Origin of the sequence: Ochrobactrum sp. Marseille-Q0166 (assembly GCF_014397025.1) — a bacterium.
Lineage (GTDB): Bacteria > Pseudomonadota > Alphaproteobacteria > Rhizobiales > Rhizobiaceae > Brucella.
This window is the reverse complement of sequence record NZ_JACJUO010000001.1, coordinates 1894498-1911926: the sequence shown is the minus strand read 5'-3', so window position 1 is coordinate 1911926 and position 17429 is coordinate 1894498. Positions and strand designations below refer to the sequence as shown.

The following is a 17429-nucleotide window of genomic DNA, read 5'->3' as shown; positions in this document are numbered from 1 at the left end:
TATAACGGCATATACCCACCGACAGGCAGGCAAAATGGCACGCGAACGCATCTATATCTACGACACGACCTTGCGGGACGGACAGCAGACTCCCGGCGTTGATTTCTCTGTCGAAGACAAAAAAGCGATTGTCACTCTGCTTGAAGAACTGGGAGTTGATTATGTGGAAGGCGGCTATCCTGGGGCCAATCCCACGGATACGACTTTCTTCAAAAAACGGCAGACCTCAAATGCCAAGTTTGCAGCTTTCGGTATGACCAAACGTGCCGGCGTCTCTGCGTCAAATGATCCGGGGCTGACAGCACTTCTGCAGGCTTCAAGCGATGCGGTCTGTTTTGTTGCCAAAAGCTGGGATTATCATGTGCGGGTTGCGCTCGGCTGCACCAATGAAGAAAATCTGGAATCGATTACCGCCTCGGTGACTGCTGTTCGTATGGCGGGCCGTGAAGCGCTGGTTGATTGCGAGCATTTTTTCGACGGTTACAAGGCCAACCCGGACTATGCATTGTGTTGTGCGAAAGCTGCCTATGAGGCAGGTGCACGTTGGGTTGTGCTTTGCGACACTAATGGCGGAACACAGCCGTCGGAAGTGGCTGAAATCATCAATGCGGTGAAGAGTGTTGTTCCGGGTGAAAGCCTTGGTATTCATGCACACAACGATACCGAGCAGGCTGTTGCCGTTTCGCTTGCCGCCATTGATGCAGGTGTACGTCATGTGCAGGGAACCCTGAATGGGATTGGCGAGCGTTGCGGCAATGCCAATCTTATCTCCCTGATACCGACACTGGCGTTAAAACCTTACTGGTCAGATCGCTTTGAGCTTGGTGTCAAGCCTGATGCGCTGAAAGCCATCACCCGCATTTCACGCGCCTTTGATGATATTCTGAATCGTGCGCCAATAGAACAGGCGCCTTACACAGGCACGTCGGCCTTTGCGACAAAGGCCGGCATTCATGCCTCTGCGCTACTCAAAGACCCACAGACTTACGAGCACGTTCCGCCCGAAACCGTTGGAAATCGCCGACGCGTCATGGTTTCGGATCAGGGGGGCAAGTCAAACTTTATCGCTGAGTTGGAACGCCGTGGCATTCGCGTTGCCAAGGACGATGTACGGCTAGATTCGCTGATTGCACTGGTCAAAGAACGAGAGGCAGAGGGCTATGCCTATGAAGGCGCCGATGCGAGTTTCGAGCTTTTGGCGAGAGCCATGCTCAACCCGCAGCCGGAATTCTTTAAGGTCGATTCCTTCCGCTGTCTTGTTGAACGGCGATTTGATGCCAATGGTTCATTGAAAACTGTTTCGGAAGCCGTGGTGAAAGTCGAAGTTGATGGCGAGATGCATATGTCGGTTGCCGAAGGTCATGGCCCGGTTAATGCTCTTGATATTGCGTTGCGCAAGGATCTTGGTCGCTATCAGGATGAGATTGAAGATCTGGAACTGGTGGATTTCAAGGTGCGTATCCTTAATGGCGGCACAGCAGCTATCACCCGCGTTTTGATTGAATCCGGTGATGGAACGGGTGCTCGTTGGCGTACAGTCGGCGTTTCCGACAATATCATAGATGCATCGTTTCAGGCATTGATGGATTCGGTCAATTACAAGTTGATGAAGAACCGTTCTTTGGCTGGTATGGTGGCGGCTGAATGAGCCGCTTCTTTCACGAAGATTGATGCTTTGATCAGTTTAATTGAATAGATTTTATGGATTGATGGGCGCATAGCAAACTGGCTGGCTTGAAATAGCTGACTGCTTTTTCGAGACTAAATTCAATTCGGAGATAAAAATGACCGAGCAGACCTTATCCGGAGGCCAGCTTTCAGACGGAAGTCGTGGCTTCATGATGGCTTTGGGGGCTTATGGTCTTTGGGCTGTTTTGCCGTTCTATCTCAAGGCTTTATCGCATCTCCCTGCTCTCGAAATTGTTGCGCATCGCGTGATATGGTCAGTGCCTGTGGCGGCTATTCTGCTGGTTTTCATCGGACAGTTCCGCACAATCCTTGAGGCATTGCGCACGCCGCGCATGCTGGCAATGGCGGCACTGACTGCGGCACTCATTACGATCAATTGGTCGGTTTATGTTTGGGCGGTTGCTCACGATCAGATCATAGGTGCAGCTCTCGGCTATTACATTAATCCCCTGTTCAATGTGGTGCTGGGTGGACTTTTCCTCGGTGAGCGCCTGACGAGAGTTCAATATATTGCTGTCGGGTTCGCATTTACGGCGGTTCTCGTACTCACATTCAATGCGGGTGGTCTTCCATGGATTTCGCTGGTTCTGCCGGTGACATTCGGACTTTATGGGTTCTTCCGCAAGTCGCTGCCAATGCCGCCATTGCAAGGTTTTACGCTTGAAGTTGTTATTCTTTCTGTCCCGGCTATCGGCTACATCATCTGGCTGTTGGCCAATGGTCAGGATCACTTCTTCTCCGGTACAGCGTCAGATGTTTCGCTGTTGCTGCTTGCAGGCCCGTTCACGGCAATTCCATTGATCCTCTATGCTGGTGGAGCAAAGTTGCTGCGATATACGACGCTGGGGCTTATGCAGTATCTGACGCCGACGTTGCTTTTTATCTTCGCAATCTTCATTTTTCATGAGCCATTTTCCCATGCCCAGCTCGTGGCTTTTGTTCTGATCTGGACGGGCCTGATCATTTACACATGGTCGTCTTTGTCAGCGCATCGCAAGGCACGTGCCAGCGCCTGATGAATTTACCTTGAGCATTCGCCTTGTATCTCCGGTGGATTGTCGCCACTGGAGTCATAATTTAGCCGTGCTCTGGCCTTCTGTTCCATTTGTCATTTCAGATGAGATTTGGAGTCGCTCACTGCATGCTGTTTCGTGCTGCCCGCAGGGCTAAACAGATTCATGTTGTCGTATCACCGGATTTTATGCTCCGGTCTGATGTCGCGCATATGGCTGTTTTGGCCGAGCATAAGAAAATGCCTCCGCTTTCGCAGCGTGCTCTCAAGCCATTACAACGTGTACGCTTTTCCATTCATACACATCGGCGTGCCTGTATTGCGCTGGTCTCAGCCACGCTTCTGGCGGGTGGTGCAATGGCTTTGGTAACGGGAAATTTGGTTCGACATGGACATGCTTCGCAGCCTGTGATGGTTGATCCTACCACGCTAGTTCATAGTCATGCGGCCAAGAAAGAAGGTAGGCTCGTTCCTCAGAACGAAGTTGACGAGAATCGACGTATCGCCAAGCGCATTGATATAGCAGAAGGCACCAACGATGGAGAAGCCACGCTGTTTACCTATCAGCATGTGATCCTTGATTTGAAGAATGAAGGAAGCGGGCAGGGTCTACTCGATCTGGTATCGGTACGAGGTAAAGGGACAGGGAAAAATACCTCTAATCAGCCAGATGAAATATCAGCACTCGCCAATCAAAAAGGTGTGCCACTGAATGTAAGCTTTGCCAAGCCAGCGGATACGCCTCATAAAAAGGCGCACGAAATTGTTCTCGCTCCACAATCGCGCGAGAAGGTTGGCGTACTCATGCAGGCCGCCGATGTTTCCGCTGAAGATGCAGCGAATCTGGAACAGGCACTTGGTCGAAAAGACCTTGTTCCCGGTGATAATTTGGCTCTGCTTCTCGATCAGTCGCCGGGCAAGCCAGCGCATATAACCATGGCACGGTTCAGACATGGTGATGCATTAGATTCCGTTTATGGACGGACAGACGATGGTGTTTTCCGCGCTAATGATAATCAAAGGCTTTTTGCTCGTCTTTCCCATGATGCTATGCTGTCGGCATCGCGTCAGCCTACAAGAATGCGAACTGATGGATCCGTTCAATCCCGGCTTATTGCAGCGGGCGCACCGCGCGAAGTCGCGGATGATGTAAAGAAGCTCGCAGCTGAGAACAATGTATCTCTGCAGAAGGGGGCCAACCGGGTCGATAAAATTGACCTCCTGTTCCGTGAGAGTGTGGATGCCGATCCTGAACTGGTCTTTGTGGAATTTACCACAAACGGGCAAGCCAAGCGCCTTTACAGACATGAAGTCGAGGGAAACGCGGACTACTTCAACGAAGACGGTTCCTCAATGACCAAATATCTCATGCACAAACCGCTACCAAATGGTCGCCTGAATGATGGTTTTGGCTGGCGGGTGCACCCGGTTTTGCACGTTCGCAAACATCATAACGGCGTGGATTACGATGCGCCGATCGGCTCGCCGATTTTCGCTGCGGGGGACGGAACGGTTGAGCTGATTTCGTCGCAAAAGGGCTATGGCAAATATGTGCGTATCCGCCATCAGGGCGGCTATAGCACCACCTATGCTCACCTCTCCGGCGAAGCGAAGGGGCTGAAAGTCGGCCAGCATGTGAAGCAGGGTGAAGTAATCGCTTATGTGGGATCAACCGGCTATTCGACCGGACCGCATTTATATTACGAACTTAAAGTCGGTGATCATTATGTCGACCCGCTCAAAGCACAGCTCAATGCTGGTGAAAAGCTGACAGGTTCATCTATGTCGAGCTTCCGCTCGGAAATGGACCACGTCGACAAGGTTTTTAAGCAGATGAACTTGGCGCCACTGACAAATGACGCCAAAGAAGAATTGAATCATACTGGCCGATAGGCGTTGGCCAGTGCAATAAATTCTTCGACGCTGAGCGTCTCAGCGCGCCGAGTACCGTCAATTCCGGTTTTTTCCAGCAGTTCTGCGCCGCCGACGGGCTTGAGGCTCTGACGCAGCATTTTGCGGCGCTGACCGAAGGCTGCTTGCGTAATCTGGCCCAACGCATCCGCACGACATGGGAGTGGCTCTTCACGCGGCGTGATATGGACGACCGACGACATGACTTTCGGCGGTGGCGTAAACGCCTGTGGGGGCACATCGAAAGCAATTCTCGAATGCGTGCGCCAACCTGCGAGAACGCCGAGGCGTCCATAGTGATCCGTATCCGGTGCGGCTACAATGCGCTCGCCAACTTCGCGTTGGAACATGAGGGTCATTGAGGAATAGAAGGGTGGCCAAGGCTCTGTCAGAAGCCAGTTGAGCAGCAATTGTGTTCCCACATTATACGGCAGATTAGCCACGATGCGCGGCTTTGGGCCATCGGGAAACAGAGCTTTGAAATCCTGCTCCAACGCATCACCGGAAATAATACGCAAACGTCCCGGATAATGCGCTTCGATTTCTGCAAGAGCACCAAGACAGCGTTCATCGCGCTCGATTGCAGTGACATAGGCGCCTTGAGCAAGCAGAGCACGTGTGAGGCCACCTGGGCCGGGACCGACCTCGATAACCGGCTGATCTTGCAGATTGCCTGCCTGTCGAGCGATCTTCGATGTCAGGTTTAGGTCGAACAGAAAGTTCTGTCCAAGCGACTTTTTAGGCATCAGGTCATGCCGTTCGATGACCTCACGCAGTGGCGGCAGATTGTCGATGCTCATGGTTTCCGCCTCGCTTCGTTTTCGGCGAGTTCCTGCGCCAGCCTTATGGATGCGATGAGACTATCAGGGCGCGCTATGCCTTTTCCTGCAATGTCGAAGGCTGTTCCATGATCGGGGGATGTCCGGATAAATGGAAGCCCGAGTGTAACATTGACCGTCTCGTCGAAAGCGAGAGCCTTCGCCGGAATAAGCGCCTGATCGTGATACATGCAAATCGCGACGTCATAAGTCACGCGTGCGGTAGCATGGAACATGGTGTCAGCAGGCAATGGTCCCCAGGCATTGATGCCTTCGCGCTGCAACTCCTCGACCGCTGGACGAATAATCGCGTCATCTTCCTTGCCCAATGCACCACCTTCACCCGCATGAGGGTTAAGGCCGGAAATCGCAATTCGAGGCGCCGCTATTCCGAAACGATCAGTCAGCTCCTGCGCTGTGATGTAAGCCACCTCCAGAATATCATCCTTGGTTAGCAAACGTGGCACATCGGCGAGAGGGATGTGAATTGTGACAGGCACCGCGCGTAGTTCAGGGCCAGCCAGCATCATAACTGGAATGACTGCACGCCCGAGATGTTTGCTGCCAAGTTCTGCGAGAAATTCCGTATGGCCGGGATGTTTGAAGCCCGCATCGTAGAGTGGCTTCTTGGCAATCGGGCAGGTGACTACGGCTGATGTTTCGCCACTCAATGTCAGCGCGACCGCGCGTTCTATTGCTTCGATAACACCTGCTGCGTTTTCCGGCAGAGGTTTGCCGGGGCTTTCTTTATGCGTGTTTTTCAACGGCAAAACGGGCAGTTTTGCATCAAAGAAATCGAAAGCTTCGGCAGGGGTCTTTAGGGTGACGATTGGCACATTCAGACTGAGATGCCGAGCGCGGGCCGAAAGCTGAGCCGGATCGGCAATGAGCAAAAACGGTGGGAGAGAAAGCTCTTTGCGTTGCAACCATGCGGTAAGAGCAACATCAGCTCCAATGCCTGAAGGATCGCCAATGCTTACAGCCAGCGGAGGGGTATTTTGCGAAAGCATAGATGTTTTCCTGAATAACACGAAGGGGGCAAAAGCCCCCTTGTATCAAACTGTAAGATTTGATCTCGTAAATCTCTACTAACTAACCTAGCGATTTACAATCGTCGCTTTTTCGCGCAATTCTCCGAGATATTTTTTATTCAGCTCATCTGCTTTCTTTTCCTGTCCAGCGGGCGAGTCGGCGCCCTCCATGGAAAAGACCAGCTGCGCAACACGGTCATCCGAGACTTTCCGCGTGCCGCAAACGGTAAGGATTTCGACGCCTTTTTCCGTGTCACGTGGAGCCGTGGCGCGATTGACGCTGGTAGATTTTACGTCCTTTGCCCATTCGCCCGGTAGCTGTTGTTCAATAATACGGCCCAAGTCGCGAACCGTTACATCGATCATACCTTTGGTCAGCTGGCGGGTGGTGTCGCAGCTTTGGATACGCCCGCGCAGAGCGTTTGCTTCTTGACGGCGCTTTGCCAGCAGGGCAGGCGAGCGCTTGGCATTCGGCACAACGAAAATGACTTGTTGAAGTTGATATTCAGTGGCAACGGGTTTCTTGCCGCCGTCTTTCAACATGCGCTGAACGGCATCTTGTTCGCTAACCATGCCAGTTGCACGGAAACGTGCACTAACGAGACGCCCCCAGCCCATCTGAACCATGATATATTTCTTGAAATGATCCGGGGTAATGCCAGCCTGGTTCATAATCTGATTAAGCTGGGCGACGCTCATATTATTACGCGTTGCAAAGCCTGCATACGCTTCATCAACCTCTTTATCAGAAATATTGATGCCGCGAGTCTTCATCTCTATGCGCTTCAGCATCTCGTCCGTCAGTTCCTGACGGGCTGTCTGGTTGAGGTTTCCACCTTTGCGCTGCAATTTCAAGAAATTTGCACGGCGCTGAATATCGCCGTTAGTAATCGCATTACCCGAGACAATGATTTTCGCTTCGGCTGAATTTGACGCAGCGAGTGCTGGACTCAGACTCGCGACCGTTCCGAGCGCTGTCAAACATACTACAGCACCCATCATGGAGGCGAAAAAAGGTCTTGCAAACATCATCGATCTTTCCCGATTTCTTTCAGGTCGGCAAATCATGGTTTTGCCGGAGGCGTCCAACTCGATTAGTTCCAGTTCGTTTGGCCGCAATGTGGCCGAAGTCGTCTAAAACTAAAATTATCGACTATTGTATAGATGAGCCAGTGCGGCGAAACAATGACCTTGGAGCAATTTAGAGATGAAGCTGGTCGCGATTTAGCTATAAATGGGTAGAAATAGGAAAATGATATCTGGAGGGCGGCCTAAAAACAATAAAACCGGAAGCAATTTATAGCTCCCGGTTTATAGTTATTTAGAAAGTTTGATTACCGCTTCCGATGTCACCGAGTGTACGGAATGATATGTTGAAGCTAACCCCCCGGGACGACTTACCTTCGCCGGGATTGCGGGTCTGAACAACGGCCATTGAATAGGTAAAGCACTCGTCGTCATAAGCGAGACCAGACGATGCACGAACCAATGTGTCTGACACAAGGTCATAGGTGCCGGAACCGAATACACGCCAGTTCGCATTTACCTTCACGGTGGCTGATCCGCCAACTTCTTGACGCAAATCAGAATAACCATATGCCGGTTGTGGCGCTATGTAGGCATAGCGGGCTGAGACGTTTAAGCGTGACCAGTTCTTCTGAATTTCCAGCTCGCCACGTTTAATATTCAGATCATCCTTGTCGAAGCGGCCTCGTGCTGCAAGGGCAAGACCTGTCGAATTTGACGTGCCGATCATTGCGACATAATCAGAACGTGCATCTTCGAGCCCGGAATCTGCTCCAACGTTGACGAAGTCACGTGTCCCGAAAGAGTTGACGCCGCCGAGTTGAATTGATTGCCCACCGAGAGCATAGAGGTTCCAGTCGCTGTTGTCGAAGCTTCCAGAGTAACGCAATCCAAAATTGGCACGCGAACCGCCTTCGACGCGATCATAACCAGAGAACTTGTCACGCGAAAACAGATTCGTTGCATCGAAAACAAAGCTCTGAGCGTCTTCATTCGGAAGTTGTCCAGCATACCGCTCGTTATTACGCATATAGATCTGAGCAATCGGCTCTAAAATGTGGGTAGAGCTTGTGGTTGAAAACAGAATTGGCCAGCGCAGCTCAAGTCCTGCTGTTGCCATTGCCCGAAGCGCTTCCGATTTAACAACCGCGTCCGTGAAACCCGCAACCGCCGGGTCAAAATTAGTGTTTACGTTAATAGCGTCAGCACGCAGAGCAAGCAGTGGCGTAATCACCAGGCCTGACGGTGTGATGAAGGTACGCTTCCATTCCGCCTCAGTCGTTAAGCGAGCATTTGTTCCGCTAAAGCCAGGAATACGCGGGTATGGTTGATCCACCATCTTTTTGAGAACACTATCATAAACTTGGGCAGCGGTATGATTTGCATTCTTACGATAAAGAACCTGCGAATTAACATCGAACTTAAGTTCACCGCCATAAACAGACTCTGGAAGCGTATAGGAGTAATCCAAGCTCGGGAAAACCCAAGGCTGCTTGGAATTCATTTCATTCGGATTATCCGGAAGATATGATTCCTGAACGTTAAAGCGGTAAAAATTCAGATCAAAATAGTTGCGCTCTTTTACACCACGAAGATAAATCTTCGAAGTCTGCGTCTGACCTGAATAACCTTCTAAGCTATAAGTACGACTGAAATTGCGGTCGGTCTGTGCCATCACATCCCAGCCCAATTTCCAGCGCGAATTAATGTCGAATTCGCCTTTGGATGCGACCATACCACGGTTTCGTTCTTCACGGTCGATAGTATTTACATCAAACTCGCCCGGCTGCATTTGATGAATGCCGGCGATTTGGAGGTTATACGTTCCGTTTTCGAGACGATGACGCCATTCAGCCTGTGTCAGAAAGCCCTGCTTTGTATAGGCTGTGGTCGAGAGCGTCAGATCGTAATTTGGTGCAAGCGCCCAGAAATACGAATTCTTGATGCCAAATCCTAGATCATCTTTCTTCGAAAAACCCGGAAAGAGAAAGCCGCTTTTGCGTTTAACTGTTGGGTCTGCCATCTCAAAAGATGGGAAATATGCCAGAGGCATTCCGAATAGCTCAAACCTACCGCGTTCGAAACGCACGGTTTTCGTCGCGCTATTCCAAATTATTTTACGCGCTTTGATCTGCCAGAGAACAGGCTTGTCTGGGTCTTTTTCACAAGCTTGGCATGCGGTGTAAACGCCATTGTTGAATGTAGTAATTTCACCATTGCTGCGCTCGGCGCTTTCCGCCGCAAAGCGTGTGTTATCTGTCGTCTCGACGCGCAGGCCATTGACGAAGCCGTCACGGAAACTATCTGTGACATCCAGATGATCCGAGTAAATTCTGTTGCCGTCGCGTTCTAGGATCTCGACATTTCCAGTCGCAGTCATGCGGCGGGTTTGCTGGTTATAGGTCACCTTATCTGCGACAAGACGATTGCCATCGTACTCAATGCGGACTTTGCCTTGAGCGGTAACGACGTTCACATCACGATCATAGACAAGCTCATCCGCCTGCAAAAGCATGCGCGCGTTTGGATCACTTTGGTAGTTTGCACCAAGAGCATCCTGCGCCTGAACTTGTGAAGGAAGAATTACAACTGAACTAAAAGGTATAGCAAGGGCGCACACCAACGCTGTCCCGCGTGCAAGACGCGTGAACAAATGGGGCAGAACCATGCGGGCGTTACTCAAACCCACTAACCATCCTCCTTATGCAACAAAAAGGAGATACCGAAAAATGTTGCAATAACAACTGGAACCCAGGCCGCAACGAATGGTGGAACGAATCCAGCATTGCCGAATGCCTTTACCAAGACCGAAACGACATAAAGCATGAAGCCAGCAACAACGCCACCCAGAATCATCGCTCCAGACTGACCAAAGCGCACAAATTTTAATGACACGGTTGCCGCAATAAGTGTCATTGCCATGAGAAGTGCAGGCAGCGCCAGAAGTGACTGGTATTGCATGTCAAATGCGTTTGCCGAATAGCCGAACGACCGTGCCACTTCCACTTTTTTACGTAACTGTGTAAAAGGGATTGTATCTGGTGACGCCAGTTTTTCTTCCACATATTCCGGTCGTAACTGCGTTGGTATCTTGAATGTGTCCAGCTTTGTTGGCTTTTCGCCGCGGGCAAACTTGGTTGCGTCTGTGAGTTCCCAATAGCCGTTTGTCAGTTTGGCGATGCGCGCATCATAGCGTGTGCTGATATTTTTCTTATCGTCAAACTGGATAAATGTCGCGTCTGAAAGCGTTGTGCCCTTATCCAGAATGCTTTTTGCACCAATGATGGTTTCACCTTCATCGGTTTTTTGACGTAACCACGGATCACGCAACGCAGAGACATCTGTTGTTTTTCCATTTTTCCAAACAGAGGCGATCTCTTCAGCTTTTGAGAAACCGTAGGCTGCAAAAGGATTGAGTATGAAGATTGTTGCCAAGCCAAAAAGCAAGGCGCCAAAGCATGCAGGAAGCAGAAATTGCCAAGCAGAGACACCGACCGAGCGCGCAACCACGAGTTCATATTTCCGATTGAGCGAAATGAGCGTTGCCATAGCAGAAAACAAGGCCACAAACGGGATCATCTGCTGCATGATGAAGGGAACGCGCATAGCTGAAATTCCAAGAGCAGCCCAAACCGAATATCCGGGGAGATTGGCAAGCTTACTTGCATTTTCGGTGAAGTCGAGAAGCAGTGCGAGCGCGAAGATTCCAAGCAGAAAATAGAATGTGATCTGCACATATCGCATGAAAAAATAACGTCCGAGAGTCCAGCCAATCATGCGCGTCCTCCCGTATTTTTGCGGGACCGCCCCAAAAGACGACTTGTAAATACCGAGAGACCGCGTCTGAAGTGGTCGAAGTTATCAAGAATACGGTCGGTCCACTTGTCGGGAAGGCCAATACGACGGCCTGTGCCCAGAGTATAGCTCGCTACCAGTATAACGCCGATCGGAACCAAATACATTATGACCATATAGGTCTCATCTTTGTCAGCGCGGTCAGCAGCGAAGTAGCCAGCCCAATATATAAGTAACGCTGTGCTGATTGCCGAGAAGGAAGCTGAAACACGCGCTTCACGGTGAGAACGAGAATCACCGGCAAACGCCAAAGCGATCATCGCAAAAACGACCGGATACAGCCATTCTGTCAAGCGACGGTGTAGTTCTGCCTTGTAGCGCAACGGTCGTGTTTGCAAGATCGGATCGTTTGGATCGGGGTTGAGCAGGTAGGTGAGTGGGCGATCTTTCGCGTAAATGATGAATTCTTCACCTGAGGATGTGAACTGGCTTAGATCAAAAGCATAAGAATTGAACTTGATGATTGAGACTGTGCCATCAGATACGTCGCGACGCTGGACTTCACCATTTTTCATAAGCAGCATCGGCCCAGAAGGGGTAGTGGCAACATTGCCATCTGAAGCGTAGTAAATCAGATCGAGCGTAGGGTCACGAGAATCGGCGATGAACAGTCCCCCGATGCTACCATCTGCCCGCTGCTCTGCAATCTGCACATAAAGATTATCGGAAAGCTTGCGAAAGCTACCTTCCTGTATCAGCACATTGAGCACATCTGCGCTCGCATTTGCAATCATTGCGCGCATGTTCATGCGCGCATACGGATCGACATAATTTGCGACAAGAAAGGAAATGACCGAGATAATCGCTGCGAGCATGAGTATCGGACGCATCACAGCACTACGCGGTGCACCCGATGCATTGATAACGACGAGCTCAGAATCCTGATTCATCGTAGAAAGTGTCTGAGTAATGGCGATGATCAGGGCAAAAGGCATGACCAATGGGATCGCCGAAGGAATAAGAAGCGAACTGAACTGAATGATTGTTTGAATGGACTGGCCGCTTGTCGTTAGAAAGTCAACGCGCTGAAGTACTTGCACAGTCCATGTGATTCCTACAGCGGCGCCAAGCACCGCAAAAAACATAACCGCCACACGGCGAAGGATGTACAACTCAATCAATTTCATAGGCGGAGTCTACATCCCGGTTTTGTTGAAGCAGCTGTCCCGACAGAAACAATGCTCGTGATTAAAATCTAGCCTAATTGCACTTGGCTAAAATTAGCCGAACAAATCTGGTTAACAGATTACTAAAAATTTCTGAGGCATACCACCACCAGCCTCATTTATGGATGCAATAATTGACGCGCAGTCGTTTGACCATGAGACAGATGGTTCCATAATCGTGATATACAAGTTTTCACCAGAGTTAACGTAAAACCGATTTTGAAGACGCAATAGACTTGCTGTTTCGCCATATTCGTCTCACATGAGTAAGGAAAAGTCGCGACACAATCGTGTCATCCCGTAATCAGACTTGTTTGGAGTTGTTATGTCGAAACGTCCTGCAATTAGCTTCAGTGAATTTTCCGCGCCACAAAAAGGCGTAAGCATTGTTTTGGTGGCCAAAGGCGGAAGCTTTTCGGAAGAGGCGGGACAGGCAGTTGGTGGTGCAGAGAAAATAGCGAAGATCATTGAGGTTTCGGGCTTTTCAGGAGCCCTGGCTAAAACTGCCGAAGCTATCGAAACCTCTCAAGGCGGTATCGACAAGATTGTTCTGGTTGGCGTTGGTGAACCGGGTGAGCTTGGTAATGACGACTGGATCAAGATCGGGGGCGCAGCTTTTTCACAAATCGGCAAGTCTGACCGTGCGACGTTAACGCTTGCCTTGCCTGAAACCACAATTGCTGCTGATGAGGCTGGCGATGTAGCCCTTGGGATGATTCTGCGTTCTTATGACTTTAATCGCTATAAAACGCGGAAGAGTGAAGAGAACGGCGAGCCGAAAAACGCGGCAAAAATTCATATTCAGACCGCGGATATTCATAGTGCTAAAAAAGCCCTCGAAGTGGCGGAAGCTGTTGCAGACGGTGTGATCAAGGCGCGCGATCTTGTCAACGAACCAGCGAATATTCTCGGCCCAGTGGAATTTGCTGAAGAAGCTGAAAAGCTCGAAAAACTTGGTGTAAAAGTTGAAGTTCTTGGCGAAAAAGAAATGAAAAAGCTGGGCATGGGCTCGCTTTTAGGCGTTGCTCAGGGCTCGGTTCGTCCGCCGCGTCTGGTTATCATGGAATGGCAGGGTGCCAAGTCCAAGGAAAAGCCGGTTGCTTTCGTGGGTAAGGGCGTTGTGTTCGATACCGGCGGCATCTCAATCAAGCCCGCAGCGGGCATGGAGGAAATGAAAGGCGACATGGGGGGGGCTGCAGCCGTTGTCGGTTTGATGCGCGCTCTTGCTGGTCGCAAGGCAAAGGTCAACGCAATCGGCGTGATCGGCCTTGTTGAAAACATGCCGGATGGCAATGCTCAGCGTCCGGGCGATATCGTTACATCGATGTCTGGCCAGACCATTGAAGTGATCAACACAGACGCTGAAGGCCGCCTCGTGCTGGCAGATGCACTCTATTATACCAATGATCGTTTCAAGCCGAAATTCATGATCAATCTCGCGACGCTGACCGGTGCGATCATGGTGGCCCTCGGCACGCATCATGCAGGTCTATTCTCGAACGATGACGAGCTTGCTGATCAGCTTTATGAAGCGGGTCAGGCGACGGGTGAAAAACTGTGGCGTATGCCGCTTGGCAAGGAATACGACAAGATGATCGATTCCAAATTTGCGGATATGAAGAACAGTTCAGGCCGCTACGCAGGCTCCATTACCGCGGCACAGTTCCTCAAGCGTTTTGTGGGTGATACGCCTTGGGCGCATCTTGATGTTGCCGGTACAGCTATGGGGTCACCAACCAACGAATATAGCCAATCTTGGGCTTCGGGTTATGGTGTTCGCCTTCTCGACCGTCTCGTCCGTGACAATTTCGAAAGCTGAATCAGATTCAGGAGCAATATGTTGGGGCGGGGAATTGAATCACTTTCTTCGCCTCAACCAATAACCTAAAAAGAACCTATGGCTGAAATTCTCTTTTATCATCTGACAGAATCGACACTGGATGAAGCTCTGCCGGGGCTTGTAGAACGTTCCCTTGGGCGTGGTTGGCGTGTGACGATTCAGGCGGTGAGCGATGAAAGACGTGATGCACTCGATAATCTGCTCTGGACTTTTTCGGATACCTCCTTCGTGGCCCATGGCACTGATAAGGAACCCCATCCCGAACATCAGCCAGTCCTGCTGACGACCTCGGAAGCCAATCTCAACGGAGCAACGGTTCGTTTTCTCGTTGAAGGTGCGGCGCTCGAACATGCGGCGGATTACGAAAGACTGGTTGTCATGTTTGACGGGCATGATCAGGATCAGCTCGAACATGCTCGCGCCCAGTGGAAAACCTTCAAAACGGAGAACCACGAATTGACCTATTGGCAGCAGACGCCCGATCGTCGTTGGGAGCGCAAAGCCTGATGCGTGCCCTTTTCGTCGCAATGATTATCACTGGCTTCAGTGTTGCTTTGGGCTATCCTTGGTACATGCGCCATTTTACGGGTGATGAGCTCGGGCGCTGGCCAATCCTTGAAAGCCGTCAGGCTGGTTTCATCACGCAAGAAATAAAGCTCGACGCGAGCGATGCGCCTATTCGCATCTTTCTTGATGCGACACCTCTGCCAGGCTATGTGCCAGCTGAACGTCGTTCAGCCGTTACCCTTGCTGTGAGCCGCAATGGGTTTCCTGTTCTCTCACAGGGAATGGATTTTGCTCCAAGCAGCAGCTCAGTCAATACGGATCGTCCGCAGGATGGCAGTGTGTTACGTCAGAGCGCAGGCGATATTGATCCGGTTCTGTCTGGCACCTATGCATTCCGCGCCGTGCAGGGCAATACGGATGGCCTGCAGCTCTCCAAGGTCGAACTCGTATTGAGGCGAGGGGCTGAAGAAGCCGATGAGACCTACACGACAATTGGCCTCATCCTCGGCGTTATCGGAGTTTATGCGCTGATGCGGACACGCATTCGCCGCCCGCAAATTTAGAGCGCGCACGGAAAAGTGTGAAACGCTTACGCGAACGAATTATGGTCCCGCTAGGATCAGATAAAGATGCGCATTAAAACAATGATTTAAAGCGAGGATTCGATTCAATCAGATCGAAACGCGCTCTAATCGGCCATTGCGTCTTCATATTCGGTAGACATTTCCAGCCATTTGTCTTCCGCATCAGCGAGTGCCGTTTTTGCATCGCTCATCTCTTTGTTGATGCGGATCGCTTTCTGCGGCTCCTTCTCGTAAAGAGCGGGGTCCTCGAGCTGAGATGTGAAACCCTGAATCTGTTTCTGCAGTTTCTGCATCAAGCTCTCGGTTTCCTTGATCTTTTTGAGCAGAGGAGCCAAAGTTTCGCGCTTCTGGGCGGCAAGTTTACGCTGTTCCGCTTTGTTGACCTTCGGGCCTTCTTCACGGTCTGATACCTGCTCACCCTTTGCATCAGCGAGAACAATCTGGCGATACTCATCAAGGTCGCCATCAAAGGCGTTCACGCCACCCGCACGCACCAGCCACAGCCGTTCCATCGTCGCTTCGATAAGGTGACGATCATGCGCAATCAGAATAACGGCGCCGTTGAAAGCATTGAGCGCGTGAACCAGTTCCTCTCGGCTATCAATATCAAGATGGTTGGTCGGTTCGTCGAGGATCAGCAGATTTGGGCCATGGAAAGTAGCAAGCCCCATCAGAAGACGTGCCTTTTCCCCGCCGGAGAGGTCCTTTGCAGGTGTCAGCATTTTCTCCGTCGAAAGCCCCATCTGGGCAACGCGTGCGCGAACTTTGGCCTCCGCTTCAAGCGGCATCAGCTTGCGCACATGCTCGATCGCATTATCCTCGGGGACCAGATCATCCATCTGATGCTGGGCGAAGAATGCTACCTTCAGATTGGGTGAAAGCGTGAGATTGCCTTTTTCCGGTTGCAGCCGTCCGGCAATCAGCTTGGCCAGCGTCGATTTGCCGTTACCGTTGGAGCCGAGCAGCGCAATGCGATCATCATTGTCGATGCGCAGCGTGACATTTCGCAACACAGGCTTGCCCGGCACATAGCCGACATCGGCATGGTCAAGCGCAATGATCGGCGAGGCGGCTTTCTTTTCCGCATCGGGAAAGCGGAACGGTTGCACATTGCTTTCAACGTAAAGCTCAATCGGTTTGAGCTTTTCCAGAGCCTTCATACGCGACTGCGCCTGTCTGGCCTTTGATGCCTTGGCACGGAAGCGCTCCACGAAAGCTTCCATATGTTTACGGTGTGCTTCCTGTTTCACATGTGCTTTTTGCTGAAGCTCCAGCATTTCATGACGTTGCCGCTCGAACTGATCGTAATTGCCGCGCCAGAAGCTGATTTTCTTTTGATCAAGATGCATGATCGACGACGTGGCAGAATTCAGCAAGTCGCGATCATGGCTGATGATGATCACGGTGTGCGGATACCGTTTCACATAATCAACAAGCCACAACACACCTTCAAGATCGAGATAGTTGGTCGGCTCGTCCAGCAATAGCAAATCCGGCTCGGAAAACAGTACTGCTGCAAGCGCCACGCGCATACGCCAGCCACCGGAGAAGGCCGAGGCCGGGCGGCGTTGTGCTTCTGTGTTGAACCCTAGACCGGACAGAATTGCGCCTGCGCGTGATTCCGCCGAATGCGCATTGATGTCGGCAAGACGCGTATGAATTTCGGCAATACGATGCGGATCGGTTGCAGTCTCAGCCTCTTCGAGAAGTGCTGTGCGTTCCTTGTCCGCCTTCATGACGATTTCAATCAGCGCATCTTCCGTCCCCGGAGCTTCCTGCGCCACCTGGCCGATGCGCGTGTTCTTCGGCAGAGAAATGCTACCGGTCTCAGAAGCTAGATCACCGGTAATCACGCGGAAAAGCGTCGATTTTCCAGTGCCGTTGCGGCCAACAAAACCTGTTTTCGATCCCGCAGGCAGTGTGACACTGGCGTGGTCGATTAGAAGGCGTCCGGCGATGCGTACAGAGATATCGTCAAGAATAAGCATGA

Annotated in this window: 13 protein-coding genes; 6 read left to right on the top strand and 7 right to left on the bottom strand. The window is 51.2% G+C overall.

Annotated features, from left to right (window positions below; all coding sequences use genetic code 11):
• Window positions 1-34: 34 nt before the first annotated feature.
• The 3 genes from cimA (at window position 35) to H5024_RS09105 (ending at window position 4594) form a co-directional block, all read left to right on the top strand.
• Window positions 35-1648 (top strand): citramalate synthase, encoded by a 1614-nt coding sequence (gene cimA, locus H5024_RS09115; RefSeq protein WP_187545624.1) that lies wholly within the window; start codon window positions 35-37, stop codon window positions 1646-1648.
• Between the two features lie 136 nt (window positions 1649-1784).
• Window positions 1785-2705: an EamA family transporter RarD gene (rarD, locus tag H5024_RS09110; protein WP_187545621.1), complete on the top strand. Its 921-nt coding sequence runs from the start codon at window positions 1785-1787 to the stop codon at window positions 2703-2705.
• A gap of 125 nt (window positions 2706-2830) precedes the next feature.
• On the top strand, window positions 2831-4594 hold the full coding sequence (locus H5024_RS09105) for a peptidoglycan DD-metalloendopeptidase family protein (RefSeq protein WP_187545619.1): 1764 nt from the start codon (window positions 2831-2833) through the stop codon (window positions 4592-4594).
• Here the strand turns inward: H5024_RS09105 and rsmA are convergent.
• The 6 genes from rsmA to lptF all read right to left on the bottom strand — a co-directional run bounded on the left by rsmA (window position 4579) and on the right by lptF (window position 12469).
• Complete coding sequence (gene rsmA / locus H5024_RS09100) at window positions 4579-5412, bottom strand: 16S rRNA (adenine(1518)-N(6)/adenine(1519)-N(6))-dimethyltransferase RsmA (protein WP_187545617.1); 834 nt, start codon at window positions 5410-5412, stop codon at window positions 4579-4581. The two genes, H5024_RS09105 and rsmA, sit on opposite strands and share 16 nt — an antisense overlap.
• A complete protein-coding gene (gene pdxA, locus H5024_RS09095) occupies window positions 5409-6440 on the bottom strand; it encodes a 4-hydroxythreonine-4-phosphate dehydrogenase PdxA (protein ID WP_187545615.1) in 1032 nt (343 codons plus the stop codon). Before pdxA ends, rsmA begins: the two co-directional genes overlap by 4 nt.
• Before the next feature lie 87 nt (window positions 6441-6527).
• A complete protein-coding gene (locus tag H5024_RS09090; protein ID WP_187545613.1) occupies window positions 6528-7493 on the bottom strand; it encodes a peptidylprolyl isomerase in 966 nt (321 codons plus the stop codon).
• A 289-nt stretch (window positions 7494-7782) separates the two neighbouring features.
• Window positions 7783-10155 (bottom strand): LPS-assembly protein LptD, encoded by a 2373-nt coding sequence (locus H5024_RS09085; RefSeq protein ID WP_187546733.1) that lies wholly within the window; start codon window positions 10153-10155, stop codon window positions 7783-7785.
• A gap of 20 nt (window positions 10156-10175) precedes the next feature.
• A complete protein-coding gene (lptG, locus tag H5024_RS09080) occupies window positions 10176-11264 on the bottom strand; it encodes an LPS export ABC transporter permease LptG (protein WP_187545611.1) in 1089 nt (362 codons plus the stop codon).
• Window positions 11261-12469 (bottom strand): LPS export ABC transporter permease LptF, encoded by a 1209-nt coding sequence (gene lptF, locus H5024_RS09075; protein ID WP_187545609.1) that lies wholly within the window; start codon window positions 12467-12469, stop codon window positions 11261-11263. Before lptF ends, lptG begins: the two co-directional genes overlap by 4 nt.
• Window positions 12470-12833: 364 nt before the next feature.
• Between lptF and H5024_RS09070 the strand changes: the two genes are divergently transcribed.
• The 3 genes from H5024_RS09070 (at window position 12834) to H5024_RS09060 (ending at window position 15418) form a co-directional block, all read left to right on the top strand.
• Window positions 12834-14327: a leucyl aminopeptidase gene (locus H5024_RS09070; protein WP_187545606.1), complete on the top strand. Its 1494-nt coding sequence runs from the start codon at window positions 12834-12836 to the stop codon at window positions 14325-14327.
• Between the two features lie 78 nt (window positions 14328-14405).
• Window positions 14406-14855, top strand: a complete 450-nt coding sequence (locus H5024_RS09065) for a DNA polymerase III subunit chi (protein ID WP_187545604.1) — start codon at window positions 14406-14408, stop codon at window positions 14853-14855.
• Window positions 14855-15418 carry a hypothetical protein gene (locus H5024_RS09060; RefSeq protein WP_187545602.1) on the top strand — a complete coding sequence of 188 codons (564 nt, stop codon included), beginning with the start codon at window positions 14855-14857 and terminating at the stop codon, window positions 15416-15418. Before H5024_RS09065 ends, H5024_RS09060 begins: the two co-directional genes overlap by 1 nt.
• A 125-nt stretch (window positions 15419-15543) precedes the next feature.
• On the opposite strand, the gene H5024_RS09055 is transcribed toward H5024_RS09060, so the two are convergent.
• A complete protein-coding gene (locus tag H5024_RS09055; RefSeq protein WP_187545600.1) occupies window positions 15544-17427 on the bottom strand; it encodes an ABC-F family ATP-binding cassette domain-containing protein in 1884 nt (627 codons plus the stop codon).
• Window positions 17428-17429: the final 2 nt, after the last annotated feature.